Source organism: Actinomycetota bacterium, from assembly GCA_040905475.1.
Lineage (GTDB): Bacteria > Actinomycetota > AC-67 > AC-67 > AC-67 > DATFGK01.
Map to the genome: position 1 here is coordinate 1 of JBBDRM010000101.1, position 25,413 is coordinate 25,413.

31 protein-coding genes and 3 tRNA genes are annotated in these 25,413 nt (G+C 66.2%); 28 read left to right on the forward strand and 6 right to left on the reverse strand.

The genetic code is table 11. The annotated features are described in order from the left end of the window. Positions 1–119: 119 nt before the first annotated feature. The 3 genes from WEB06_11980 to WEB06_11990 are packed head-to-tail and all read right to left on the reverse strand — an operon-like array spanning position 120 to position 2,092. A complete protein-coding gene (locus WEB06_11980; protein ID MEX2556340.1) occupies positions 120–1,301 on the reverse strand; it encodes a tyrosine-type recombinase/integrase in 1,182 nt (393 codons plus the stop codon). Beyond that, a complete protein-coding gene (locus WEB06_11985; GenBank protein ID MEX2556341.1) occupies positions 1,298–1,639 on the reverse strand; it encodes a hypothetical protein in 342 nt (113 codons plus the stop codon). The genes WEB06_11980 and WEB06_11985 overlap by 4 nt, the downstream gene beginning before the upstream one ends. Next, positions 1,640–2,092 carry a hypothetical protein gene (locus WEB06_11990; protein MEX2556342.1) on the reverse strand — a complete coding sequence of 151 codons (453 nt, stop codon included), beginning with the start codon at positions 2,090–2,092 and terminating at the stop codon, positions 1,640–1,642. Between the two features lie 104 nt (positions 2,093–2,196). On the opposite strand from WEB06_11990, the gene WEB06_11995 reads away from it, so the two are divergent. The 7 genes from WEB06_11995 to WEB06_12025 all read left to right on the forward strand — a co-directional run bounded on the left by WEB06_11995 (position 2,197) and on the right by WEB06_12025 (position 8,972). Next, positions 2,197–2,388 (forward strand): helix-turn-helix domain-containing protein, encoded by a 192-nt coding sequence (locus WEB06_11995; GenBank protein ID MEX2556343.1) that lies wholly within the window; start codon positions 2,197–2,199, stop codon positions 2,386–2,388. 914 nt (positions 2,389–3,302) lie between these two features. Then, a complete protein-coding gene (locus tag WEB06_12000; protein MEX2556344.1) occupies positions 3,303–4,796 on the forward strand; it encodes a terminase TerL endonuclease subunit in 1,494 nt (497 codons plus the stop codon). Positions 4,797–5,092: 296 nt separating this feature from the next. Continuing rightward, entirely contained in the window at positions 5,093–5,569 is a 477-nt protein-coding gene (locus WEB06_12005; GenBank protein ID MEX2556345.1) for a hypothetical protein, read from the forward strand. After that, on the forward strand, positions 5,566–6,198 hold the full coding sequence (locus WEB06_12010; GenBank protein MEX2556346.1) for an HK97 family phage prohead protease: 633 nt from the start codon (positions 5,566–5,568) through the stop codon (positions 6,196–6,198). The genes WEB06_12005 and WEB06_12010 overlap by 4 nt, the downstream gene beginning before the upstream one ends. Further along, positions 6,195–6,536, forward strand: a complete 342-nt coding sequence (locus tag WEB06_12015; GenBank protein MEX2556347.1) for a hypothetical protein — start codon at positions 6,195–6,197, stop codon at positions 6,534–6,536. Before WEB06_12010 ends, WEB06_12015 begins: the two co-directional genes overlap by 4 nt. After that, positions 6,536–8,431, forward strand: coding sequence for a hypothetical protein (locus WEB06_12020; protein MEX2556348.1), 1,896 nt, complete (start codon positions 6,536–6,538; stop codon positions 8,429–8,431). The genes WEB06_12015 and WEB06_12020 overlap by 1 nt, the downstream gene beginning before the upstream one ends. Positions 8,432–8,459: 28 nt before the next feature. Next, positions 8,460–8,972 carry a hypothetical protein gene (locus WEB06_12025; GenBank protein ID MEX2556349.1) on the forward strand — a complete coding sequence of 171 codons (513 nt, stop codon included), beginning with the start codon at positions 8,460–8,462 and terminating at the stop codon, positions 8,970–8,972. Positions 8,973–9,203: 231 nt separating this feature from the next. Here the strand turns inward: WEB06_12025 and WEB06_12030 are convergent, their stop codons facing one another. Then, positions 9,204–9,464 carry a hypothetical protein gene (locus WEB06_12030; GenBank protein ID MEX2556350.1) on the reverse strand — a complete coding sequence of 87 codons (261 nt, stop codon included), beginning with the start codon at positions 9,462–9,464 and terminating at the stop codon, positions 9,204–9,206. A 1-nt stretch (position 9,465) separates the two neighbouring features. Further along, positions 9,466–9,789, reverse strand: a complete 324-nt coding sequence (locus tag WEB06_12035) for a hypothetical protein (GenBank protein ID MEX2556351.1) — start codon at positions 9,787–9,789, stop codon at positions 9,466–9,468. A 408-nt stretch (positions 9,790–10,197) separates the two neighbouring features. Between WEB06_12035 and WEB06_12040 the strand changes: the two genes are divergently transcribed. From WEB06_12040 to WEB06_12065, 6 genes are all read left to right on the forward strand, one after another. Continuing rightward, positions 10,198–10,740: a DinB family protein gene (locus WEB06_12040; protein ID MEX2556352.1), complete on the forward strand. Its 543-nt coding sequence runs from the start codon at positions 10,198–10,200 to the stop codon at positions 10,738–10,740. 54 nt (positions 10,741–10,794) lie between these two features. Next, positions 10,795–11,397, forward strand: coding sequence for a hypothetical protein (locus WEB06_12045; GenBank protein MEX2556353.1), 603 nt, complete (start codon positions 10,795–10,797; stop codon positions 11,395–11,397). A 53-nt stretch (positions 11,398–11,450) separates the two neighbouring features. Further along, positions 11,451–12,137: a hypothetical protein gene (locus WEB06_12050; GenBank protein MEX2556354.1), complete on the forward strand. Its 687-nt coding sequence runs from the start codon at positions 11,451–11,453 to the stop codon at positions 12,135–12,137. 15 nt (positions 12,138–12,152) lie between these two features. Beyond that, a complete protein-coding gene (locus WEB06_12055) occupies positions 12,153–14,111 on the forward strand; it encodes a copper resistance protein CopC (GenBank protein ID MEX2556355.1) in 1,959 nt (652 codons plus the stop codon). Between the two features lie 40 nt (positions 14,112–14,151). Then, positions 14,152–14,227 (forward strand) — tRNA-Thr (locus tag WEB06_12060). A 10-nt stretch (positions 14,228–14,237) separates the two neighbouring features. Beyond that, positions 14,238–14,312: transfer RNA gene (locus tag WEB06_12065), tRNA-Met, on the forward strand. Here the strand turns inward: WEB06_12065 and WEB06_12070 are convergent. After that, complete coding sequence (locus WEB06_12070) at positions 14,307–16,160, reverse strand: CocE/NonD family hydrolase (GenBank protein MEX2556356.1); 1,854 nt, start codon at positions 16,158–16,160, stop codon at positions 14,307–14,309. The genes WEB06_12065 and WEB06_12070 overlap by 6 nt on opposite strands. Before the next feature lie 131 nt (positions 16,161–16,291). Here WEB06_12070 and rpmG point away from each other — a divergent pair, with 131 nt between their 5' ends. The 15 genes from rpmG to WEB06_12145 all read left to right on the forward strand — a co-directional run. Continuing rightward, a complete protein-coding gene (gene rpmG / locus WEB06_12075) occupies positions 16,292–16,456 on the forward strand; it encodes a 50S ribosomal protein L33 (GenBank protein MEX2556357.1) in 165 nt (54 codons plus the stop codon). Between the two features lie 57 nt (positions 16,457–16,513). Further along, positions 16,514–17,320, forward strand: coding sequence for a glucose 1-dehydrogenase (locus WEB06_12080; protein MEX2556358.1), 807 nt, complete (start codon positions 16,514–16,516; stop codon positions 17,318–17,320). Between the two features lie 32 nt (positions 17,321–17,352). Then, positions 17,353–17,811 (forward strand): MaoC family dehydratase N-terminal domain-containing protein, encoded by a 459-nt coding sequence (locus WEB06_12085; protein MEX2556359.1) that lies wholly within the window; start codon positions 17,353–17,355, stop codon positions 17,809–17,811. Positions 17,812–17,814: 3 nt separating this feature from the next. Beyond that, positions 17,815–18,237, forward strand: coding sequence for a MaoC/PaaZ C-terminal domain-containing protein (locus tag WEB06_12090; protein MEX2556360.1), 423 nt, complete (start codon positions 17,815–17,817; stop codon positions 18,235–18,237). Positions 18,238–18,522: 285 nt separating this feature from the next. Next, entirely contained in the window at positions 18,523–19,161 is a 639-nt protein-coding gene (locus WEB06_12095; protein ID MEX2556361.1) for a glycosyltransferase, read from the forward strand. A 57-nt stretch (positions 19,162–19,218) separates the two neighbouring features. After that, positions 19,219–19,782: an RNA polymerase sigma factor gene (locus tag WEB06_12100; protein MEX2556362.1), complete on the forward strand. Its 564-nt coding sequence runs from the start codon at positions 19,219–19,221 to the stop codon at positions 19,780–19,782. Further along, on the forward strand, positions 19,779–20,180 hold the full coding sequence (locus tag WEB06_12105) for a zf-HC2 domain-containing protein (GenBank protein MEX2556363.1): 402 nt from the start codon (positions 19,779–19,781) through the stop codon (positions 20,178–20,180). Before WEB06_12100 ends, WEB06_12105 begins: the two co-directional genes overlap by 4 nt. 177 nt (positions 20,181–20,357) lie before the next feature. Next, a tRNA-Trp gene (locus tag WEB06_12110) sits at positions 20,358–20,434 on the forward strand. 18 nt (positions 20,435–20,452) lie between these two features. After that, on the forward strand, positions 20,453–20,755 hold the full coding sequence (secE, locus tag WEB06_12115) for a preprotein translocase subunit SecE (GenBank protein ID MEX2556364.1): 303 nt from the start codon (positions 20,453–20,455) through the stop codon (positions 20,753–20,755). A 10-nt stretch (positions 20,756–20,765) separates the two neighbouring features. Continuing rightward, positions 20,766–21,905 (forward strand): transcription termination/antitermination protein NusG, encoded by a 1,140-nt coding sequence (gene nusG / locus WEB06_12120; GenBank protein ID MEX2556365.1) that lies wholly within the window; start codon positions 20,766–20,768, stop codon positions 21,903–21,905. Positions 21,906–21,920: 15 nt separating this feature from the next. Continuing rightward, positions 21,921–22,355, forward strand: coding sequence for a 50S ribosomal protein L11 (gene rplK, locus WEB06_12125; protein MEX2556366.1), 435 nt, complete (start codon positions 21,921–21,923; stop codon positions 22,353–22,355). Between the two features lie 60 nt (positions 22,356–22,415). Then, positions 22,416–23,120, forward strand: a complete 705-nt coding sequence (rplA, locus tag WEB06_12130) for a 50S ribosomal protein L1 (protein ID MEX2556367.1) — start codon at positions 22,416–22,418, stop codon at positions 23,118–23,120. 170 nt (positions 23,121–23,290) lie between these two features. Continuing rightward, complete coding sequence (gene rplJ, locus WEB06_12135; GenBank protein ID MEX2556368.1) at positions 23,291–23,881, forward strand: 50S ribosomal protein L10; 591 nt, start codon at positions 23,291–23,293, stop codon at positions 23,879–23,881. A 19-nt stretch (positions 23,882–23,900) separates the two neighbouring features. Beyond that, complete coding sequence (gene rplL / locus WEB06_12140) at positions 23,901–24,290, forward strand: 50S ribosomal protein L7/L12 (GenBank protein ID MEX2556369.1); 390 nt, start codon at positions 23,901–23,903, stop codon at positions 24,288–24,290. Positions 24,291–24,537: 247 nt separating this feature from the next. Beyond that, on the forward strand, positions 24,538–25,413 hold an 876-nt coding region (locus WEB06_12145; GenBank protein MEX2556370.1), incomplete at its 3' end, for a DNA-directed RNA polymerase subunit beta.

The following is a 25,413-nucleotide window of genomic DNA, read 5'->3' on the forward strand; positions in this document are numbered from 1 at the left end:
TGACTGTAAATCAGGTGGCTCAGCCTTCGGAGGTTCGAACCCTCCCCCCACCACGCAGCGAAAACCCGAGGCGAGGCGTCGTCTGTCCGAGCGCGTGTAGCAGAGAATGTAGCAGCGGGCTACTCGCCGACGATCCCCGCGAGGATGCCATCCATGCGGTCGGCGGCGCCCCGCTGAACCTCGGCGATGACGTGCGCGTAGATGTCCGCCGTCGTCGCGAGTTTCGTGTGTCGGAGGGTGGCCTGGACGACCTTCAGATCGACCCCGGCGCCGAGCATGAACGTCGCGGAAGCGTGGCGCAGATCATGTACGCGCGTGCGGCGGACGCCGGCCCGGTCGCAGAGGGCGACCCACGCCCGGTGTGCTGACTTCGGCTCAAGCTGGGTCCCGAGATGCGTCGTCACCACCAGGTCGGGCCGAACCCAGACCGGCGCCTTCATGCGGTCCCGTTTCTGCCGGGCCTGGTGCTTCCGGAGCGCGGCGACAAGCACGGCGGGAAGCGCGATCGTGGCGGCAGCCGCAGTCGTCTTCGGTCTCGTCTCGATGATCCGGGATCGACGCTTCCCCGAGGCGTCCGGGGCATCTCGGAGCCGAGAGACGGTCCTCGTGATCGTGACCGTCCCCTCGTCGAGGTTCAGGTCGTCCCAGCGGAGCGCCAGCGCCTCCCCCACGCGAAGCCCCAGGGCGACTAGGAGCAGCCACAGGATCGCGAGTCGGTCGCCAGCCGCCGCGCGCATGAGGCGCCGCGTCTCAGCGACCGTAAGCGGCTCCCTGGTCTTCGCCGCTCCGGTCGGAGCCTGGACCACCGCTGCCACGTTCCGGCCGACAAGATCGTCTCTGAGAGCGTCGGCAAGGGCCTTTCTTAGGACAGCGTGAGCGTAGGCGATCGTGCGGGCAGAGAGGCCCCCGGCCGTGACCTTCTCGGCCACCCACCGACGAACCTGCGCCGGCTTCAGTCTGACGAGGGGCACGTCTCCGAGGCCCGGCGTGATGTGCAGGCGGACCATGTCCTGATAGGAGTCGAGGGTGCGCTCCTTGAGACGGCCGGCTGCCACCCTAGGCGGAAGCGTCTCGGCCAGCCACCGCTCGAGGTAGCGGGCGAGCGTGATGTCTCTCCCCGCAAGGATGATCCGGCCGTCTTCGACGGCGCGCTGAAGATCACGTAGACGAGCGCGCGCCTCAGCCTGCGTGCGGCCGTACACGACGCGCCGACGCCCATCCTCGAGCGTGATGGCGCCAACCCATCGGCCATCCGAATCTCGGCGATAGAGAGAGCCCTCTCGGCGACCTCGGCGGCTCATTCGGTCTTCCTTCGAAGAACTTGAACGTGAACGATCTCGCGCCCGATGTTGACGGGGATGTGGACCGGCTCGAGCGGGATCTTGAAGCGCCGACATAGGTCTTCGAGTTCGTTGTTCACGCGAGCAAGCTGACAGTCGTCTTCGTGGATGAACTCGAACCCGCGGAACTTCGAGGGCACGTTCGCCCCTTGCCCGCGAGCGCCCCGGAGCCAATCCTCGGGAGCCTCCCCCATGTCCTTCGCGATGGCGCCGCAGAGTGGACACCTGCCCGTAAGCATCTCGTCGGACTTCCACCCGAGAAGCTGGTCGACGCGGATGCAGGCTTGGTCCCGGTCCATCTAACCCGCCCGTCCTTTGCGTCCCGGCGCGAGGAAGCCCCGGCGTCGGGCCTCGCGGATCCAGCGGTGAACGGTCGTCTCGGGGACCCTGTTCGCCTCCGCGAGCGCAGGGGCTGGTCGGACGCCATTCGCCACGAGGCGCCGGTACAACCCGCCAACCGTCACGTAGAAGTCATCGGGCTTACGATGCCCGGGCGTCGAGGGAAGCCGGAGCTCGCGCTTCGTCGGCACCGTCTCCCACGAATCCGATTTCTGCGTGACGACACGCTCCGGCCAGTTCCAGGCGAGTTCCGCCCGTTTCACCCACGTCGGAAGCTTCCGAAGATCCTCCCCGCGCAGACCATCCGGCCGCTCGAGGCGCACGCCTACCACCGTCACGCGGCCGTCGATCCGCTCCGTCCTGACCGAAAGCCCTGGATGAACGTCGTGCAGGGGGGTCCAGTCGGTGCCCATGCCCCGAAATATAGCCTGACCCGTATAGGTTCGTCAAGTATCAACCTTGACCGTCCGGCTGACTCATGGTATACCTTCGAATCGACCTATACGGAAGGAGAGGGATGGAACAGCAGCTACTTTCCGTGCCAGACGCCGCCGCGGCGCTCGGCGTCGGCCGGACCACGGTTTTCGCGATGATTGCCGCCGGCAAGATCCCGTCGGTCACCTTGGGCCGGCGTCGGCTCGTCCCGGCCACCGCGATCCGCGAGCTCGCCGAGAGGCTGGTTCGAGAGGCCGCGAATGTTGCGCCGTGATGTCGCGCGCGTTCGGTAAGCGGCAGGCCTGATCCCCCGATGGCATGGCTGAAGCTCGGCGACGAGTTCCCCGTCGAGGGGAAGCGGCTCAGTGACGCCGCCTTCCGAGTCCACGTCGAAGGCCTCTCGTGGGCTATGAAGCACGAGACCGACGGACTCATCGAGACGGTCGATCTCCCCGCCGTGACGCGGTGTCGTCGGCGCCGCGCCGCCGTCGCCGAACTCATCGCGAAAGGCTTCTGGCGGGAACGAGACAGCGAAACCCTCGAAATCCTGCACCATATGCCCCTCCAAGCGTCACCGGAAGAGCTCGAACTTCGACGCCAAAACAGCGCTTCGAGACAGCGAAGGCTCCGACATCAACGTCTCGGTTTGGACGCACCACAACACGCCCCACCTGCGGATGCGCCCTCGCGTAACGCCGTGACTAACACCGTGACTAACACCGTGAGTCGCGCTGGCCAGACCAGTCCAGGCCAGGCCCGTAAGGGCCGAAGGCCAAGGACTGGAGAACGGCCTGCGGGCCGCTCCGCCGGAGGCTCCGCGGCCTCGGCCTCCACGAACAAGAGCGGCAGCGAAAAGAAAACCCCCCGTACGACCATGCGACCAGCAGTACCACCACAACCATGCGAACTCCCCGACCACGACCATCCCGCCCGCGACTGCGATGAACGACGAACCATGGACGGCTGGCTCGCCGAAGAACAACGACAGGAAAAGATCAACCAGGCACGGGCCCGGTACGAGGCTCGGCAGGAGCGGGAGCGGCGGCGCGAGCCGCGACGAAGTGCTCGCGGCCGCTGGTGAAGGCGAATGGTGACTCGGGGGTACTTCCCGGCGCTCGTCGGCACGCCAGCCACACCCCGCGTCCGGGTTTCGCACGCTTCCAACGCGCAACCTAGGGGTTGCGTCTCATGAGGGGGAGGACGATGCCGCGCCGCGGCAACCGTAACGCGGCCTCGGTCCTCGAGGATGTCGGCCCCGCTCCCTGGCTGGAATGGCCGGAGCGGCCGGGTTCCGCTGCCCATGCGATCCGCTGGATCGAGACGTACTGCACGCTACCGAAGGGCTTCGGCGCTGGCGGTCGGATGCGGCTCGCGGAGTTCCAAAAACGCTGGATCGCGGAGATCCTCGCTGACGGCGTGAACTCTGCGGCCATGTCCTGTCCGCGCGGGCAGGGGAAGTCGACGCTGCTGGCGGCGCTCGCCTTGTGGGCCGCCTTCTGTCCCGGTGATGCCGGCGCGCCGCAGATTCCGGTCGTGGCGGTGACTGTCCAGCAGGCGTTTCGTGGGGTCTATGGCGTGGCGTTGCGGATGCGGGCTCTCGAGCCGGAGCTTGAATCGCGCTCGATCACCTACTCGGCGATCGGGGCGATGCGGATTGTCGTGCCGTCGACGGGTGCCGAGGTGTTCCCTGTGTCGTCGGATCCCGAAGGCCTGCAAGGTCTCGATCCGGGGCCGATCGCGGTGTGTGATGAGATCGGATTCCAGTCGATCGACTCGTGGGATTCGCTGCTCCTTGCGAGCGGCAAGAGGCCGCGGTCGTTGATCGTCGGCATCGGGACGCCTGGCTTCGATAAGCAGAACGCGCTCTATCATCTCCGGACGCGGGTCCGTGAGGGCGCGTCGATTCCGGGCTTCGTGTTCACCGAGTACGCGGCCCCTGAGGGTTGCCGGATCGACGACGAGGCCGAGTGGCGTCGCGCGAATCCCGCGCTCGACGAAGGGTTCCTCGACGTCGACGCGTTGCGGACGGCCGTGCAACTGACGCCGGCCGAGCATTTCCGGATCTTCCGGCTGGGTCAGTGGGTCGATTCGGTGGGCTCGTGGCTCGGTGATGGTGGCCGGGCGACCTGGGATGCGCTCCGCGACCCGTGGACGCTCGTACCGGGCGCTCCGACCTTCCTAGGCATCGACGTCGGCCTGAAGCGCGACTCGACGGCCGTCGTGGCGGTTCAGCGTCGCGATGGTCGATGGCACGCGCGGTCGCGCGTCTGGATGCCGATGCCGGGAACGCCCGTCGACGTGACCGACGTCATGCAATACATCCGCGAGCTCGACGCCGAGTATCAGCTCGAAGCTTGTTCGTTCGATCCTCGGTTCTTCGATGTGCCGGCGAAGATGCTCGACGACGAGAAGATCCCGATGATCGAGGTTCCGCAGTCGGTTCAGATGATGACTCGGATCGTCGGGACGGCCTACGAGGTCATCAAGCGAGGTGAAATGTCGCACGATGGCGACGAGATCCTTTCGACGCATGTGCTGAACGCGGTTCCTCGGTTTAACGATCGCGGCTTCACGTTGGAGAAGTCGAAGTCGCGGGGACGGATCGACGCCTGCATCGCTTTGACGCTCGCGCTGGATCGCGCCCTGCACGCTACCCCGAAACGGGCGCCGAACATATGGTGAGACACGAGGGCAAGCTCGATGAGCGGCGCTCCGTCGCGTATCTGCTCGGCGAGCTCGCGGCGGCGCGCGAGGCGCGCGGTGAGTCGGCTGGTCTCTTCCGGATCGCGGCGCGGTTCGTCCTTGCGGCGCCCGACGTCGACGGCGTGTGCGCGTGCGGTTGCGGTCGGGCGGTCAAGCAGCCGGCGCGTGGTCGCCGTCGTCGGTTCGCTTCGTCGCGATGTCGCGCGAAACATCATCGTAACGAAATAGCAACGAAATTGTAGGGTCAGTTCGTCCTTCGGCAAGGGAGATCATCCATGGCATCGAACGGCAACGGAAAGAGATCGGCTTCGCCGGCGGTCCTCATCCCGATCGGAGAGGTTGTCGGTCTGACGGGCGGCGCGTCATTCGGGAACGAGGGCTCGTTCCTCCGCCAGTTTCTCCGAGCAGAGGGCGTCGAGACCGTTCGGGATTGGGCAGACCGAGTCTCGCTGCCGGTCGAGGTGGCGGCGTCCGCCGTGCGAGCGTACTCGACGCATCGAGACGAGGTCGAGCGTCGCGACCGCGAGTACAGCCTGTACCTGAAAGAGCACGCGAAGCAGGTGGCCGATGAGCGGCGCGAGGAGTCGATCAAGCGGCAGGAGCGTGAGAAGACGATGCTCGCGACGAGCAACGCCAGGAAGCGGAAGGCCGCCGAGGAGCAGATCGCGCGCATGCGCGACAGGCAGGCCGCCGATGACGCGAAGGCTCGGAAGCCGTTGCCTCCGGAGCGGTTCCACGGCGAGACGCGATGAGCGAGACACTGTTCGGCCGGCCGATTGTGTTCAACGATGCGACCTTGATCGAGACGCAGTTCGGCGACTTCTTCGAAGAAGTAGCTCCGTATGCATTCAACGCGCTCTTCGCTCGTGGCGGCGAGAAGCGGGCGATCCTTGATCGCGAGCATGATCCGATGGCGCTGCTCGCTCGCGTTTCGAGCGGCACGCTTCAACTGGAGATCGGCCCGCTCGGCGTCGAGGCCAGCGCCGAGCTCGCCGACACGCAACTTGCCGCCGACACGGCGACCATGATCCGACGCGGCGACCTGAGCGGCATGTCTTTCGCGTTCCGAATCGACGGCTCCACGTGGTTCGACGGCCCGAACGACACGCCGCTGCGCCTCATCACGAGCGTCCGCGATCTCCTCGACGTGAGCGTCGTCGCGTTCCCGGCCTACCCGACGACCCGCGTCAACATGGGTGGCGGGGGGCTTCGCCATGTAGTTCCCGCGCGCATCGCTCGCCGGCACTCCGCGGCGATGCTGCGTCAGTCGCTCGAGCGGCGCGGCGCGAAAATCGACTGCCCTCCACGCCTCCGCTCCCTGATGCGTGTTCGCGACAAGAAGACGGTTCGCCTCGGCGCCGTCTCGTTGGTCACGAGATGAGCGACGAAGAGCGGCGTCGCATCGCCGCCGCGGGCGGCGCCGCTTCACTTTCACCCCGCGAGGCGAACGAGCTTTTCGTTCGGCTGGTTAGCTTCAAGGCGCGCGGAGACAGCGCGTCGCTGTACGAGTCGCTCACCCTTGAGGGTGCGGAACTCTGGCGCCATCGCACGTGGGCGCGTCTCCTCGACGCCGCGCTAACCGCGTTCGTCTCCTTGCACGGGCGTCATCTCCGCTACTGCCGTCATCTCGACCCGATCGAAGTGTTCGCATCCTGGCCGATGCGTGTCGCGGCCGGCGCGGATGTTCACCGCGTCGACGTCGATGAGGGGTTCGCCTGATGCCGACGCCCCGTTTGGAATGCGCGTTCGGGATCGACGCGAACACCGATCCCGCCGCCGGCGACTGGGTCGACATTTCCGATCGTGTCCGCTCGTTCGATGTGTCGGGCGGCCGTCAAGATATTCTCGACAAGGTTGAGGCTGGTGTCGCGACCTTTGTCCTCGATAATCGTGATCGGGCGCTCGACAGCGAGAACGTCGACGGTCCCTATTATCCGAATGTTGTGCCGATGGCGCATGTTCGTTTCTTCGAGGACGATACGGGTTCGCCGGTGTTTCGCGGGTTTGCGGATCGTTGGCCGCAGTCGTGGCCGTCGAAGGCCGATGCGATCGTTACGTTGACGGCTACGGATGCGTTCAAGGTGTTCGCGAAGGCCGACCTCCCCGAGTCCTTGTGGGAGCTTGAGATCCGCGCTACGACGCCTCGTGCCTGGTGGCGTCTCGGAGACCCCGAGAACGCCACAACTGCCGTCGATTCAAGCTCGAACGGCCATCATGCTTCGACGCTCGGCTCGCCGCGTTTCGGACAGGAAGGATTGCTGCCGTCCGCAGAGACGGGAGTCACGTTCCCTGCGAACGGCGACAAGATCGTCGCGCCGGGCGCCGCTTCCTTGAACGAAAATAATTGGACGATCGAGTTCCTCGTCCGCCGGCCTCCGATCGCAGATCTCGCCTTGTCGGTGAACGGCGAAGCGATCCTACATATGGACGACGGCTCCTCACGCTCGTTTATCAACGTGCGGCACGCGAACGATCCGGAGATTCAATGCGACGTGCAGATCAATTCTGTGACGTTCGCCCAAGTCTTCGGCGGCCTGCCGGGCATCTTCGACGACAAGCCGCATCACGTGATGATTCAACGCGCGTGGAATGGCGCCACTGGCACGTTGAAGATATTCGTTGACCGCATCGAGATGGATTCGACGGCGCTGAACACGGCCGCCGTTCCGTCAACGCCGATGAATAGCGTCACGATCGGCCATGATCCGCGGACCGCTTCAACGAACTATCGGGGCACGCTTCAAGAGCTCGTCGTCTACGACGATTCGAGCAACTCGGCCGCGGAGCACGCCGAGGCGGCTCTCTCCCCGTTCGCCGGCTTCACCACCGACGAGGCGATTACGCGCATCCTCGACCATCTCGTCTGGCCCGCCGGCCTTCGCAATCTTCGCGCGAGCGACAGCACGCTCCAGGCACACGGGCTCGGCGGCAAAGCGCTGACCTACTTCCATCGACTCAACGAGACCGAAGAGGGCCGCTTCTACATCTCCGCCGACGGGAAGGTCACCTTCCACGACCGCGACTGGGAACACATCAACAACGAGTCGCAGGCAACCTTCGGTGATGATCCCGATGATGCGACCGAGACCCCCTACATTGAGCTTGTCCTCGACCCGGCCGACGAGGAGAAGGTTCACAATCAGGCGCGCGTCGGTCGTGAGGGTGGCACCGTACACGTCATCGACGATGCGACATCGCAGGCACGCTACTTCACGCGAACCATCGACCGTACCGACCTACTCCATGAGACCGACAACGAGACGATCGACCACGGCAACCATCTCGTCAACCGTTTCAAGGATCCTAAGGCCGAGGTTCGGTCGCTCACCGTGAAGCTAGCGGATCCGCGCGTCTCAGTCGCCGAGGTGCTTGCGCTCACGTTCGGCGATCTCGTCACCGTTGTCCGTCGGCCGCTCGATACGGACGGGAATGTTGTGGGCGCTCCGATCGAACGGACGGTTCGTGTCGAAGGTGTGACGCACTCAGCCGATAGGGACCCGGCGACCTGGCAGGTGACGCTCAGCTTCTCCGGATGGGATGCGGAGCAGGATCAGGCGCTCATACTCGACGACGCCGAGTTCGGCATCCTCGACTCGAACCGCCTCGGCTTCTGACCTGACGAGCGCATCAACAATCGAAGTGATGCTCTGCCCGCGATGCTGCGCCCGCCAACAACGCGATTCAGGATTCTGCCGCGCCTGCGAGCTCGAACAGTCGCTCGAGGCATATCACGCCGCCGAACGTGAGGCCGCCGACGAGCGGCGCGGCGCGTGGGCGAAGCGGATGCGACCGCTTCGGCGTGGAACATCGAACGCCGCCATCCTCGACGACATCGTCGGCCGCGAAGCTTGGAAGCTCACGGAGGCGGAACGCGCGGCTCGCCGCGAGGCCGACGCGCAGCGTGCGTGCGACGCCGCCTACCAACGACGCTCCCGCCTCCTCAAGCGACTGCATCCGCGGAATCCGATCCCGCCGTCCGATGATCCGTACGTCCTCGGCGACCGTGCGCTGAGTCTCGTCGAGGATCTTCGACGGGCGACCTCGGGTGTTAACGCCGATCGGACGTCGACCGAGATCCGCCGCGAACTCAGCGAGCTCATTCGCTGGCTCTCCGTGGGACCACCCGAGGCGCCCGACCTGGAGGCAGCGGGATGAGTCGCATCAGATTCGACGGCCGCGAGTGTCTCACGTGCCCGCGCCGGCCACGTCCGAAGGACGCTCCGTATTGCTCGCGACGTTGCTCAGACTTAGATCGGCGACTCACGCGAATCCGGCCGATGTTGCGAGTGACCGGACGCTCCGCTCGTGTCGGCCGTTGAGAGACTGTTCAGCTACCTAAACGCGGGAAGCCCGGCCGAAGCCGGGCCTCCCAAATATCGGCGGAACCTACTCGCTCATCAGTTGCTCGCCCGCGAGACTCACGAAGCCATAGACGGGCATTGTCTCCGGCGTGACCGGGATCTCCTGGAACCCGACTCCACCGTTGTCGCGGACCGCTTGTTGTCCAACCGCCGTCAACGCCGAGAGCGTCTCGTCGCTGATTTCGTCCATGAACTCGTGCATCACCTCAGCCATCGTGACGTAGAGCGGAGTGTCGGGTCGGCGCCGCGTGCGAACCTCGCCGATCATCAGGTCGAGCTCGTCCATATTAGCTCCCACCGCATTCGACGACACTGGCGAGCCCGACGATCTCCTCAATCGTCCCCTTCACCTTCCCAGCGCTGATGGACTCGAGCTTGGCGAGTGCCTCGAGGTGGCCGACAACATCGGCGTCTGGCTCCGAGCCGCACTTGCAGTCCCACAAGCCCAGCGCCCTCTTCGCGATGTCGAGGATTTCCGCGACAGACGCACGAGCGGCACCGGTCCCGATCTCCTCAAGTTCCTGCCTGGCCGCAAGCTGATCCGCGAGTGCGTCGTGCTCGCACCAGTCGTGTACCTCGGCGAGCGTCGTTCGATTCTGCATGGCCGCCACCTCCGCGTGGCCTCCGTGTGATGGGGCCGGGCAGGGGCACGGAGTCACCCCGTTCGGTCGCGCGAACCTAGCCCGACCCCATCAGCATCCTACCGACGCCGCTCGTCGGTCAATGGTTCCTTCCGGCTATACCTTTTTGTGCTTGCGCGGCCAATAGTCCGGAAGTCCCGTCAACGTAACAACGACACGTGTAGCAGAAGATGTAGCAGCGAGCGTCCGTCCGTCTGGATTCACCGAGGTTCAGGGTCGGGCGAACGTGCTGGTCGCCGTCGTCGGCGAACCTCCGCGGACCTCCCGCGTGCGACTGTAAATCAGGTGGCTCAGCCTTCGGAGGTTCGAACCCTCCCCCCACCACCACCAACGAAATCGTACGCGGCCCCGACCGCCTCTCGCTAGAGTCGCCGGGTGATGCGAACGTTCGAGCTGGACGAAGCGATCGAGATCCTGCGTGCTGCTCCGGCGACCATGCGTGCGATGCTCGGAGGCCTCTCGGGTCCCTGGCTCGAAACCCGCCCGAACGAGGACGCTTGGACCCCGACCGACATCATCAGGCACCTCATCGTTGGTGAGGAGACGGACTGGATCCCACGTGCGCGCATCATGCTGACCCACGGCACGTCCAAACCCTTCGACGTGTTCGACCGCGAGGCGCAGTTCGCCGCACCGGCGCGCCCGCTCGTCGAGATGCTTGACGAATTCCAGGACCTTCGCGCCCGCAACCTCGCCGAGCTCGGCGGCTTGGCGCTCACCGGCCCGGCGCTCCACGCTCCCGGCATCCATCCCGAGTTCGGGGAGGTCCGGCTCGGCGACATGATCGCCACGTGGGCGGTCCACGACCTCTCGCACATCGCCCAAGCCGCCGAGGTCATGGCGAAGCGCTACACGGAGGACGTCGGCCCCTGGCGCCGCTACCTCCCCCTCCTCGACCGCGAGGAACTGCCCTCCTCCTAGCCGGTCGGCCCCGGGCGGGCCCCCGCGCGAAGCCGCGGGCTTACACTGTTCGGCGTGCTTCGCAAACGACCGTTCGCCCCCGGCGCGCTCCGACTCGCCGGCACCGCGGCGGCCGGCGTGCTGGCCGGACACTTCCTCGGCTATCGCATCGTCTTCCCCGGCTCGCCGCAGCGCCACGCCATCCTTATCGAGACCGGTCACGGCTACTTCCCGATGGCGCTTCGCTTCGGGGCGATGATCGCCGTGATCGCCGGCGCCGCAACATTGGCCCGCGGATACGCGCGGGCGAAGGCCGGCGGTTACGCCGCGCCCGAGCGACGGGTAACGACGGCCAAGCTCGCGCTCATCCAGATCGGCGCCTTCGTCGGCCTCGAGTTCATGGAGCGCCTGGTCTCGGGGGTGCCGTTCCACCACTTCTTGCTTCCGATCCTCATCGCAGGCGCGCTGGCGCAGATCGCGATCGCGGCGGTTGGCGCCGCCCTCATAGCGATGTTGTACCGAGCGGGCGAGTCCATCGGGCGGGTCTTCGCCCCCGACGACGCCGCGGCCCTGTCGCCGATCTGGTCTCCCGCTCGTCGGAGCGTCAGGGTCAGTCGCGCGCTCGACGCTCCGCAACCGATCCGAGGCCCTCCTGTGCTTCTCCTGCAAGCGCTCTGATCCAGCCGCCGTCCACCAGGGCGGCCTGCTGACTTCGGACGACAGGAGGAGCAATGTCACGACGTTGGTCTGTACTTGCCGCGGTCCTGCTCGCTACGTTGATCGTCGCGGCCGCACTGCCGGCTTCGGCGCACCTTCACGAGAGGGTCGGCGATATCGAGTTCACCGTCGGCTGGGCGTCGGAGCCCGCCTTCGCCGGCGAGCCCAACACAATCCAGGTCTTCGTCACGGAGGCGTTGCCTGCGGAGGGTGAAGAGGAAGGTCCTCCGGTCGACTCCCGGCAAGTGAAGCTGACCGTCGAAGTCATCTTCGGTGACAAGGACGCCACAACGAAGATGGCGGCGGTTCCGTTGGAGCCGTTCGCGTTCGGAAGCCCTGGGGAGTTTCGCGTCGAGACCTTCGTTCCGAGCCGGCCCGGCACATGGACCTTCCACTTCAAAGGAACCATCAAAGGTGAGGCGTTCGACAAGTTCTATACGTCCGGCTCCAAGGGCGCGATCGAAGGGACTGAGTACAGCGACGTCAAGGAAGTAGCCGCGGTCTCGTTCCCCGAGAAGGACCAGACCAACGCCGACCTGGCGCGCGCCTTGGATCAGACGCGCAAGACCGCCGCGACGGCCGCGCAGGCGGCGAAGGATGACGCCAAGAACGCGAGGCTGTTCGGCATCATCGGCATCGCGCTCGGCGCGATCGGCGTCGCTTTAGGGCTTCGGTCGCGCGGGAAGAAGGCGGCCTCCTAGAAGAAGGAGCGTCCCATGACGGTCCGCAGGCGGATCGCGGCAGCGCTCCTGCTCGCCGGCGCCGGGCTGCTCTTCATAGCGCCCCGCGCCCGCCCGCACCCGCTGCTGCAATCCTCAGACCCGACGGACGGTGCCGAGCTGACTTCGCCGCCGGACGCCGTAACGCTGACGTTCACCGAGGATCCCGAGGTGGCGCTCTCGGTGGTCCGAGTCCTCGACTCGTCCGGTGCCGAGTTCCAACTGGGGAAGCCCGTTCGCGTTCCGAGCATGGTCCGGACGCTCCGCGTGCGGGTTCGCGACTTGCCCGAGGGCGTCTACACCGTCGCATGGCGCGTCGTCTCCCGCGTGGACGGCCACGCAACCGGTGGCGCGTTCGCGTTCGGCGTGGGCGTGTCCCCGGCGAACGCGACGCCCAACCGGATCACCGCTCCGGTGACGCCGCCCATCTCGCCCGCCGAGGTCGCCGGCCGCTGGCTCCTGTACCTCGGCCTGCTCGGTCTCGTCGGAGGCGCGTGGACATCGGCGCTCGCGTTCCCCGTCGCTCCAGCCAGACCGAGACGATTCATGATGGCGTCTTGGGCGGTATCGCTCGGTGGGTTGATCCTGTTCGGTCTCTCTCAGCGCGCCGCCGCAGGAGTCGGCTTCGGAGACCTCGCGTCGACGCCGATCGGCCACGCACTGATCTGGCGCGCTGTAGCGATCATCGTGGCCGGCCTGGCGTTGGTACTCGCGGCGCGATCCGCCGGCCGCCGCGCCCGGATCGGGCTCGTGATCGTGGGGGTGGCCGCAGCGGGGGGCGTCTTCGCGCACGTCGATGCCGGACACGCGGCGGCGAGCGAGCCCGCCTGGCGCAACATCGCTTCGCAGTTCGTCCACGTCCTCGCGGCCGGTGTGTGGATCGGCGGGCTCGCTGCGCTGCTCCTGGGCATCCGCGGCGCGCCGTCGGACGACAAGGCGCGAGCCGTCCGCCGGTTCTCGGCGGCGGCCGGCTTCGCGATCCTGGTGGTTGCGATCACGGGAACCGTTCGCGCGATCGCCGAGATCGGCAGCTGGGACGGGCTCTTCTCGTCGACGTACGGCCGGCTCGTGATCGCGAAGATCGCGCTGATCGCCGGGCTTGCGGCGTTGGGAGCGATCAACCGCTACCGCAACGTCCCCAGTGCCGGATCAGACGTTTCCGGCCTCCGCCGCGTGTCCCGCGCCGAGCTCGCCCTCGCCGGGCTGGCTCTCGCCGCCGCTGCGGGGCTCGCCAGCGCGTCGCCGCCGGCCGACGCGCCGGCGAGCGCGGTTGCCGCCGACCGCATCGTCGTGGTCGCGACCGACTTCGCGCAGACGATCCGCGTCCGGCTCGAAGTGACTCCGGGCTTCGCCGGGCCCAACGCGTTCGTCGCCCACGCGACGGTGCCGGACACTGGTGAGCCGCTGGACGCGACGCGCGTCGCGCTGCGCTTCCGCTTCGTCGACGCATCCGTCGGCGAGACCGAGCTCGAGCTCACCCGGATCAAACGCGGCGTCTACGCGGGCAACGGCTCCAACCTTTCCCTGGACGGTCCGTGGACCGTCACGGTGATCATCCAGCAGCCGACCGACTCGTTCGAGATCCTCATCGAGCTCGAGACCCGCTGTCGCGCCGAAGCGCTGCCGGTCAGCGGCGGCCCGACCCTCTACAACATTCGCTTGCCGGCCGGTTCCGCGCAGCTCTACGTGGATCCGGGCACGGCCGGGCTCAATGAGGTTCACGTGACGTTCTTCGACGCCGCAGGCCAGGAGCTGCCCGTGGCCGCGCTACCGACGATCTTCGGGACGCACGGCGGCGAAAGGATCGAATTCGAGGTCCGTCGCTTCGGCTCAGGCCACTTCGTCGCCGACGCCACTTTGGACGCCGGAGGCTGGCGATTCGAGTTCGTCCAGGTCTTCGATGGCGGCGGCAGCGTCCAGGCCGTCAGAGGCTGCTTCGAGGAGACGATCCGCTGACACAGCGCGATCGAAGGGCCGCGCTAGAATCCGGTGTCTCGCTGGCGTAGCTCAGACGGCAGAGCACGGCCATGGTAAGGCCGGGGTCGCCGGTTCGATTCCGGCCGCCAGCTCCAACGTGAACGAGGCGGGGTAGCTCAGAGGCAGAGCAAGCGGCTCATAATCGCTGTGTCGGCGGTTCGATTCCGCCCCCCGCTACCAAATCGTGCGGCCCGTGGGGCGGCGTCCGCCCAAGGCCCGCCACGTCCCGAGCGAAAGCGCCCCCGCCAGCGCCCACAACGCCAGCCAGGCGACCGCGCCGACCCCCGTCGCAGGCAATCCGCCGGGCTGCGTTCGCGGCTTCTCGGCCGGAGCGGGCCGCGGCGCCGGCTCGGCCGTCTTCGTTCCCCCGACCATGGCCGGCATCACGATCGGCACGAACAAGCGTGAACCTTCGTTCCCACCGTGGGTGATGGAGTTGCTCGCCCGCTGGAGGTCGGGAACGGCCCAGACCACGTTCGAGCTCGACACGGCGAGCGCAAGGCGGTGCCCGGCCGCCAGGACGTGATCGGCGGGCGACAGGGCGAAGTTCGCCGTGAACGGCTCGTCCGGCACGAGGTCCACGCCAGTCGCGAGGCCGCCCCGGTACCTCGGGTTGAGGAAGCCGCGGCTGATCCGTTCCCACGATCCATCGGGCGCGACGTCTGCGAGCAGCGCCGCGAGGTGAGTGCTGGTGCTGTCCGAGGTCACGCGCAAGCGAAGCGTAGGCTCGCCGGCGATCCGCGTGTCGCTCGCGACCGGCCGGCCGAGATACAACAGCCGCGACGGGTCGGACCCGGTACGCATCATCCGTTCCTCGAGCAAGGTCGGATCGTCGATGAAGCCGGCGTTCGCCTCCGTTGGAGTCGCATCCGCCAAGGCGCCGGCTGCGTCGAGCCAGAGCACGTGGTCGCGGGTCGTGGGTGGCGGCCATGTGCTCTCCTTGTGCCAGCCGAGACGTGAATCCTGGACGTCGACCGAGCGATCGCTTGTGACACCGGTCTCGAGCCCGAGCAGCCACCGGTCGAACCAGCGCCACACGAGGTTGTCCCATTCGTCGTTGGCGTTCTCCGGCGTGCCGTGCGGCCACTGCCCGATGACCATGCGTTTTACCCCCCGGGCGCGGCGGTACATCTCGAGCCCGCCCGACGCTTTCACGTTGAAGTCGTCGAGCCCGTGTCCGACGAGGATGGGAATCGTGATCCGATGCGCGCGGATCCGGTAGTCGCGCGCGAGCCAGAACGCGTCGTAGTCGGGCTGCGCGCTGTAGCCGCGCTGGGTGTGCTCCACCTGGTCGCAGAGCCGATACCGGTCGGTGACGGCGTCGCTCCACTCGGCGGCCCGGGCATCGACCGGCGGCGGCACCGCGAAGCCGAAGTCGAACCCCAGCGGCGTATCGAAGCCTTCGTCGGTTGGGTTCTCCGAGTTCAGGAACCAACGGACGCCGTTGATGTATGCGTAGTCGTACCAGCGGTCGATGGCCGCGATCGGCACGATCGTCGCCAGATGTGGCGGGCGCTCGACCGCGGCGGCGTTGGCCGTCGTTCCCTCGTAGGAGCCGCCGATCATCGCAACCTTTCCGTTCGACCATGGTTGCGTGCCGAGCCATTCGACGAGGTCGTAGCCGTCGTGACGCTCGTTCTCGCCACCGTAGTCCCAGCATCCGCTCGACTCCCGCGTGCCGCGAACGTCGGCGATCGCCCGGGCGTAGCCCCGCGGAACATAGAACGAGGCCATGTACTCACCCTGGGTCAGCCCCATGACCTCCGGGGGCAGGGGCGACGAAAGGTCGTTGTACGGCGACAGGGTCAGGATCACCGGCACCCGCACGCCGGCCGGGACCACCGGGCGCATGATCTCGACGAAAAGATGCTCGCCGTCCCGCATCGGCACGCGAGCCGTTTCGACCAGGGATTCCTCGTAGATCGGCTTGCTAAGCCCCTCGGGGTCTGTCGGCGGTGCCCCCGCAGGGAAGCCGGCGGTGCTCGCGAACAGCGCCGCGAGGACGAGGCCGAGCCCGGTGCGTCTCACGCCGTTCTCTTCGCCGGAACCGGACGGCAACCCTGCGCAAAGGCAGGGTGTCGCGTGGCTCCGGAGGCCGGGGCTATACTTTCGCCCCGTCCCAGGCTCTTTCCGGCCTGGTCGCTGCATGGAGGACGAACGTGGCCAAGGCAGACAACCGTCCCGGCGTGACCCTCGCGTGCGAGGACTGCAAGCGCCGGAACTACCAGACGGAGAAGAACAAGCAGAACGATCGCGACCGCATCGCGCTGAAGAAGTACTGCCGCTGGTGCGGACACCACACCCAGCACCGCGAAACGCGGTAGCAACTTTCGGCCGAGCCCCGTAGCCGGGCACGGCATCGATCTGAGGGGGGAACGCCTGTGGGTCGTCTGGACGACCGAGTTGCGATCATCACCGGCTCGGGCCGCGGCATCGGCCGCGCGACCGCGCTCCGATTCGCGGAGGAGGGCGCATCGGTCGTCGTCAACGACGTCGACCCCGAACCGGCCGAAGAGACCGCCGAGGAGATCCGCAAGAACGGCGGCCAAGCCACCGTAGCGGTGGAGAATACGGTCGAGTTCGACGCCGCGCAGCGGATGGTCGAAGTCGCGGTGAAGGAGTTCGGACGCCTCGACATCCTGGTCAACAACGCCGGCATCACGCGGGACAAGACCTTCCACAACATGACACCCGATATCTGGGACACCGCGATCAAAGTCAACCTCTATACGGCCTATCATTCGTCCCTCGCCGCGATGCCCTACATGCGCGAGGTCGCGAAGAAGGAGCTCGCGGAGAAGGGCGAAGTTTCCTACCACCGCAAGATCACCTTCACCTCATCGACGGTGGGGATCACGGGGAATCCAGGACAAGCCAACTACACCGCGGCCAAGGGCGCTCTCATCTCGTTGACGAAAACCCTCGCCCGCGAGCTCGGCCCGTTCCGCATCAACGTCAACGCGGTTGCGCCGGGCTTCGTCGAGACCCGGCTCACGGCTGCGAAGCAGGAGGGCTCGGACCTCGGCATCCCCGAGCCGCTGCGCAACATGGCGATCGGTCTCATCGCGATCGGTCGGGCAGGCAGACCCGAGGACCTCGCGAACGCACACCTTTTCCTTTGCTCGGCCGAAGCCGACTTCGTGAGCGGTGTCGTGCTCCCGGTCACCGGCGCGCAGCTCGGCGTCTAGCACGCGAGGCCAAGGTCTAACGGGGAGGAGTCATGCCGCTCAACAAGGCCTTGATCGGTAAGGAGTATCCGGCCTCCGCCCCTTATGAGGTCGGCCGCGAGAAGATCCGCGACTTCGCGACGGCGATCGGGGACTTCAACCCGATCTACCACGACGAGGCCGCCGCGAAGGCGGCGGGCTACGACGACATCATCGCGCCGCCGACGTTCCTGACCACGCTCGGCTTCAAGTTCGGCCCGCAAGTGGTGGGCGACCCAGACCTGGGCCTGAACTACGCCATGGTGGTACACGGCGAGCAGGAGTTCGAGTTGGTCCGGCCGGTGAAGCCGGGAGACGTCCTCATCGGGAAGCCGAGGATCTCCGCCATCACCGCAAGAGGAAAGAACGAGTTCATGACCTACGAGGCCTCGATCGAGACCTCCAGTGGCGAGAAAGTCGCGATCGCGCGCTCGGTGATCGTCAGCCGGGGCACGGCCCCGCCGGAGGGTTGAGCGATGACGGCCAAGGTGCGCTACGCCGATGTCTCCGAGGGTGAAGAGCTCAAGCCGTGGACCTACGATGTTCAGCGATTGAATCTCGTCATGTATGCCGGCGCGTCCGGTGACTTCAATCCGATCCATTGGAACGAGCCCTTCGCGAAATCGGTCGGTCTTCCGGACGTGATCAGCCACGGGATGTTCACGATGGCCCGCATAGGGCAGTTCGTAACCGACTGGATCGGCGACCCCGGCGCCGTGAAGCGGTTCAAGACGCGGTTCACCCTGCCCGTTGTGGTTCCGAACGACACCGGCAACAAGGTGACGGTCTCGGGGAGGGTCGCCCGCAAGCTCGACGCCAACCGAGTGGTCCTCGAGGTGTCCGCCGCCGTAGGCGACGCGAACGTCGGCGCCGCCGAGGCGGAGGTCGAGCTCGCCTAACCCAGTCGTCCGATGAGCCCCGAGGATCACGTCCCGCCGGACGTCGAACGGCTGCTCGCCGAGCGGCAGAACGCAAGAGCTTCGAAGGACTTCGCGCGCGCCGACACGATACGGGACGAGATCGCTGCGCTCGGCTTCGACGTCCGCGACACGCCAGCGGGCGCGACGGCCGAAGCGCGAGCGGCGTTCACGCCGGTGGATCCGGCGGCGATCGAAAACCTTCTCGACGAGCCGTCGCAGCTCGAGTTCTCGATCCATCTCCTGTACGAAGGCTTCCCCGACGACGTGGAGCGATTCCTCGCCGGCTTGGCGAAGTACTGCGCGTCCCACGACTACGAGGTCGTGCTCGTAGACAACGCGTCCGATCAGACCGAATGGCTCGAGTCCCTCGCGTCGGAGCGGATCCGCGTGCTGCACCTCGGTCGCGAGCTGGGCTACGGGCAGGCTCGCAACGCGGGGCTGAAGACCGGCCGCGGGCGGATCTTCGTGATCGCCGACCTCGCCGTCGAGCCCACCGGGGACGTTCTCGGGCCGTTGGCGGAAGCGTTCGAGGATCGGTCGGTCGGCGTGGCCGGTCCGTGGGGGATCGTCTCGGCGGATATGCGAGAGTTCACCGAGGCGCCCGGCCCGGAGGTCGACGCGATCGAGGGCTACTTGCTGGCCACCCGGCGCGATCTCCTCGCCAAGGGCCTGATCCATGAGAAGTTCCGGTGGTATCGACACGCCGACATCGATCTGTCGTTCCAACTCCGCGCGCTCGGTACCCGAGCGGTCGTGGTCGCGCTCCCCGCTGCCAAGCACACCCATCGAGGGTGGACCACCGTCGATGATGAAGAACGTGCCAAACGGTCCAAGAAGAACTGGAACCTCTTCTTCGATCGCTGGAAGCACCAGCATGAGATGCTTCTTTCCCACCGAGACTGACCCGATCCGGGCGGTAACCTGGGAGCGGGCTCGAGGGTCAAACGACTCGGAGGGTTCTTGCACATCGACGCCACGCTCGTCGAGGCGGCCAAACGGGGCGACCCCGGAGCCTTCGAGGCGCTCATCGAACAGACACACAAGGCCGTCTACGGCCTGGTGTTTCGGCTCGTCGGCAACCACGACGACGCGGCGGACGTCATGCAAGACACCTATCTCCGGATCTGGCGCTCGTTGCGGTCGTACCGAGGTGACGCGGCGTTCGCGACGTGGGCTTACCGGATCGCGGCCAACGCGGCGATGACGCACCTCAAACGCCGGGGCCGCGAAGCCGAACCGGTGGACCCCGCGGATCTGGTGCCGTTGGAACGGGCTCCGGTGCAGGCGGAGGAGCCGGTCGAGTCGGAAGCGCTCGACCAAGCTCTCACGCGGCTCCCGGCGCCGATGCGGACGGTGTTGGTCATGAAGGATGTGTATGGGTTCTCGCTGGCCGAGATCGCCAAGCAGGTCGGCGCGACTGAGGGCGCCGTCAAGGTTCGCGTTTTCCGGGCCAGGCGCCGGCTGGCGGAGGAGCTTTACGGAAACGAGGTTGTTGTGCCGATGAGACGGAAGAAGACCTCATGAACTGCGAACAGGTAGCTCCGTACCTGCCGGGTGTCGCCGGTGGGGAGCTCGGCGCCGCAACGATCCGTTGGGTCGAGGCTCACGTCGCCGGGTGCGAATCGTGTCGGGCAGAGTCGGCCCGCTACCGCACCCTCGCGGCCGGGCTCGCGACCCTCAACGACCGGGAGATCGAGCCGCCGGCCTTCCTCGCGCAAGCCATCGCCGAGCATGTCAGGGGAGAGCGCCGTCACCGGTTCCTGCCGGTGCCGCCGATCGTCTCCCCGGAGATCGCCCGTGTCGTCGCCGACAACCGTGAGGCGATCGTTTCGGCCGGCGCGGCGCTCGTCGCCGCGGGCGCGGCCTTCGCTCTGTGGCGAGCCGCGCGCTCGACGCGCTCGACGCGCATCGCGAACGCCTGACCGCCGGTGCGAGCCAGGCTTGGATGCCGTCCAAAAGGTAATGAAATCTGGGTCCTGACCGCGCGTTGATCTCGTTTCCGCTGTTCAGGGTGGGTGTCGCATCCCGGTTCGCTTTACACCCTTCGGAGCCCGACCCTATACTGTGCGGGTTTGCGGGCGGGGGTTTCCTCGCTGCGGAGGGCCGTAGCTCAATCCGGTAGAGCACCGGTCTCCAAAACCGGGGGTTGGGGGTTCGAGTCCCTCCGGCCCTGCCAAGCTAGAGGATCCAGGGCATGAATCGTCAGACCAAACGACTCCTCGCTAGGCAGCAGGCTGCGGAAAACCGCGGCCAGAAGGGGCTTGCCCCGACGCCGCGTTCGCCGAGCGCCGGCGGCATCGAGAAGAGGAAACGGACGCCCCCGCGCCAATTCCTGCGCGAGGTACGGAACGAGCTGAAGAAGGTGGCGTGGCCAACGAGAGGCGAGGTCATCACCTATACGGTCGTCGTTCTCGTCACGGTGACGTTCGTGACGTTCTATGTGTTCGGGCTCGACTACGGCTTCGCGCGCGCCGTGCTGAAGGTCTTCGCACGCTAACGAATCCACGATGAACCCAGAGAACGAGAACCCAGCGATCGAGCCCGCCCTGAACGGCGATGAGCCCTCCAATTCGATGGAGGACGTCTCCGTCGAGCCCAACGGCCACGAAGCCGTCGAACCACACGAGGAAGCGCAGCCCGGGCCGGCCGACGAGCCCCCGGTCTCACCCAAACTCGAGGACGAGCCTGCCGAAGCGGTAGAGACTCCCACACCCGAGGCGCCAGCCGCTTTTGAGGTCCCGGCCGAGCCCGAGCCGCAAGCCGAGCCCGCACCGGTCGAGCCGCAGACAGCCACCGAGCCCGAGGTCGTCGCGGCCGCCGCAACCGAAGCCCCCGCACCGGCAGCGCCCGAAGCGCCTGCGCCTGAGGAGCCTGCAGCCGAGGAGATCGATGAGCCTGCCGCAGAGGATGCCTCAAGCATCGCGGCCGACATCCAGCAAGCGATCGCCGCTGCCTCGGCGACCGCGCGCGCTTCCGCTGAGGTCGCGCAGCGCGCCGCAGCCGACGCAGAGATCGAGGTCTCCGTGGCGCTCGCCGAGCCCGAGCCGAGCGAGGAAGTCTCGGCCGGTGGAGAAGGCGAAGAAGGGGAAGAGGAGTCAGCAGCCGTTGCGCGGATCTTCCAGCCCGGCGACTGGTTCGTGGTGCACACCTACGCGGGCTATGAGAACAAAGTGAAGGCGAATCTCCAGAGCCGCATCACGTCCATGAACATGGAGGAGAAGATCTTCGAGGTCACGATCCCGATGGAAGACGTGATGGAGATCAAGAGCGGCAAGAAGCAGGTCGTACAGCGCAAAGTGTTTCCCGGTTACCTGCTTGTGCGCATGGATCTCGACGACGACTCCTGGTACGTGGTCCGAAACACGCCTGGCGTCACGGGGTTCGTCGGCTCCGGCACGAAGCCGATCCCGCTCTCCGAGCGTGAGGTCGACCGGATCCTCCAGCGCAAGGCGGTGGGTGAGCGCCCGAAGCCCAAGCTCGAATGGTCGCTCAACGATCCGGTTCGCGTCACGACGGGACCGTTCGCCAACTTCCAAGGTCTGATCTCCGAGATCGACACCGATCGCTCGAAGCTCAAAGTGCTCGTGAACATCTTCGGGCGCGAGACGCCGGTCGAGCTCGGCTTCGATCAGGTCGCCAAGGTGTAGCCGAGGAGCGAGAAGATGCCTCCCAAGAAGAAGAAGATCATGACGGTCGTGAAGCTTCAGATCCCGGCCGGGCAGGCGACTCCGGCGCCGCCCGTGGGCACGGCCCTCGGGCCGCACGGCGTCAACATCATGGAGTTCTGCAAGCAGTACAACGCGATGACGCAGAGCCAGCCGGGCCAGATCATCCCGGTCGAGGTCACGATCTACGAGGACCGCTCGTTCTCGCTCGTCACCAAGACGCCGCCGGCCGCCGTTCTCATCCGCCAGAAGGCGGGCATCGAGAAGGGCTCAGGGGAGCCGAACCGCAATAAGGTCGGGACGATCCGCAAGGCTCAGGTGAAAGAGATCGCCGAGCTCAAGATGCCGGACCTCAACGCCAACGACATCGACGCTGCGATGAAGATCATCGTCGGTACGGCTCGCAGCATGGGCGTAACCGTCGTCGAGTAACGACAGAACCTCGACCGCGTGGGAGGCGGGCGCGCCCGCCGCGGACCACAGGAGGCAGTCATGGCAGGGAAGAAGTACGCCGAAGCGGCGAAGACCATCGAGCGCGACAAGATCTACCCGCCGGCGGAAGCCGTTTCGCTGATCAAGGGCGCCGCCAAGCGTAAGTTCGATGAGTCCGTCGACGTGGCGATACGGCTCGGCGTCGACCCACGGAAGGCCGACCAGATGGTGCGGGGCACGGTCTCGCTGCCTCACGGCACCGGCAAGAGCGTCCGCGTAGCCGCGTTCGCAGCCGGGGAAGCCGCGCAGCAAGCGAAAGAGGCCGGCGCCGACATCGTGGGCGCCCAGGACCTCGCCGACCGTATCCAGAACGAGAACTTCCTCGACTTCGACGCCGTGGTTGCCACCCCCGACATGATGGGGATGGTCGGCAAGCTCGGTCGGATCCTCGGACCGAGAGGCCTGATGCCGAACCCGAAAGCCGGAACCGTGACCCCCGAGGTCGGCAAGGCGGTGAAAGAGATCAAGGCCGGAAAGCTCGAGTACCGCGTCGACAAGGGCGCCAACGTTCACCTCGTCATCGGGAAGGCATCGTTCAACGAGGATGCGCTGCTCGAGAACCTGCAGGCGGTCCTCGACGAGATCGTTCGAGCCAAGCCTTCTGCGGCGAAAGGCAAGTACATCAAGGGGGTCACGATCTCCTCGACGATGGGGCCGGGCGTGAAGGTCGACGCCGGCCGCCACTCGGAGACCAAGGAGTCGTAGCCTTCGTTGCTCGTCGATTGACCGGGGGGTTGCGCCCCCGTATGCTCCGTCATCGCCCGAGACAGGAGGTGCCGCGATAGCGGCTTAAGCACCCGCAAGGGAGCCTCCCGAGGCTCACCGCGCGAGCGGCCGACCTGTCTCAGGCGGCCGCTTCTTCATTTGGAGGGCACGTGGCGAAGGTCAAGACAGGACCGAAAACCAAGAAGAAGGTGGGCGGGCCGAGGCCTCCCGAGGGCGGACCCCGCTCTAACAAGGTGGAGGCGGTTGCAACGATCAAGGACCGCTTGAACTCCGGAGCTGTGCTGCTCACGGAGTACCGCGGCTTGACGGTTCAAGAGCTTGCGGACTTGCGTCGCGCGCTCGAGGGCGTGGCGGAGTACAAGGTCGTGAAGAACACGCTCGCGACGATCGCTGCGCGCGAGGCGGGTCACGAGGATCTCATCCCGATGCTCCAGGGTCCCACGGCCATCGCGTACGTGACGGGCGACGTGGCCAAGGCCGCTAAGGACATCGCGGACTTCGCCAAGAAAGCGCCGGCGCTGGTCCTCAAGGGCGGAGTGTTCGAGGGTCAGGTCCTGTCCGCCGAACGGGCGAAGGCGCTATCTACCCTCGAGTCCCGTGAGGTCATGCTCTCGAAACTCGTCTCGATGGCGATAACGCCGCTGCAACAAGCGGCCAACGTCTTCGCAGCAGGCTTCAACCAGCTCGGAGCAGTTTTGGCACAACTCAAGGACGATCTCGCGGCCTCAGAAGCCGCGTAACGAGTAGGAGGGGACGACGATGGCGAAGCTTTCCGGTGATGAGGTCCTCGACGCGATCGGCGAGTGGAACCTGATCGAGCTGTCGGAATTCATCAAGAAGTTCGAGGAGAAGTTCGGCGTCACCGCGGCGGCACCGGTGGCGATGATGGCCGGCCCCGGCGGTGGCGGTGGCGGCGGGGGAGAAGAGTCCGAAGAGAAGACGGAGTTCGATGTGATCCTTTTGGCCGCCGGCGAGAAGAAGATCAACGTCATCAAGGAGGTCCGTGCCATCACTGCTCTCGGCCTGAAGGAAGCTAAGGACCTGGTGGAAGCCGCCCCAGCCCCGGTTCGCGAGAAAGTAACGAAGGAAGAGGCGGAGAAGATCAAAGCCCAGCTCGAAGGCGCCGGCGCCTCGGTCGAGGTCAAGTAGCCGGCAGCGGCCCTCCGTGCTATCTCTGACCTGCGGTTTCTTGGTTAATCCTTGACGGTGTGAGAAGGCGAGGGGTAGCCTCGCTCCCAGGTTTGTTCTCATATCGAGCTCGGTGACCCGCTGCTTGACGGCAGGGAAGCGGAAATGCTACCCTGCCCTTTCGCGTTGTCTTCTTTGGGGTGACCCGCGTTTCCGCACGTCCTCGCTAGTTCACGCAACATATCCTCGGTAGAGGAGGGGGAGCGTTTTGCCTACTGCCGCCTCTGAGCGTCTGTCTTTCGCCAAGACCACCGAAACACTTCCGCTGCCGGATCTGATCGCGATCCAGCGCGAGTCCTTCGATTGGCTCCTCTCCGAAGGCTTGAAGGAAACCTTCGCCGAGATCTCCCCGATCGAGGACTACCAGGGCGTCATGAAGCTCTATTTCAAGGACCACCGCTTCGAAGACCCCAAGTACTCCGTCGAAGAGTGCCACGACAAGGACATGACCTTCTCGCAGCCCTTGTTCGTGCAGGCCGAGTTCCACAACACGGCCACCGGAGAGATCAAGGCCCAGACCGTGTTCATGGGCGACTTCCCGATCATGACGAACAAGGGCACGTTCGTCATCAACGGCACCGAGCGCGTCGTCGTTTCGCAGCTCGTCCGTTCGCCTGGCGTGTACTTCTCTCGAGAGCTCGACAAGACGACTGACAAGGAGCTGTTCACCTGCAAGGTGATCCCGTCCCGTGGGGCGTGGCTCGAGTTCGAGGTCGACAAGCGCGATCTCGTCGGCGTTCGCGTGGACCGGAAGCGCCGCCAGAACGTCACGGTCCTGCTCAAGGCCCTCGGCTACAACGACGGCGACATCCTCGACATGTTCGATGGAGCCGAGTCCATCTCGACGACGCTCGAGAAGGACAAGAACATGACCGCCGAGGAAGCGCTGATGGACATCTACCGGAAGCTCCGTCCGGGTGAGCCTCCAACGGTGGATTCCGCGCGCAACCTCCTCGAAGGGCTGTTCTTCAATGGGAAGCGCTACGACCTCGCGAAGGTCGGCCGCTACAAGGTCAACAAGAAGCTGCAGCTGAGCGTCGATCCTTCCACCACCGTCCTCACCAAGGAAGACATCGTCGCGACC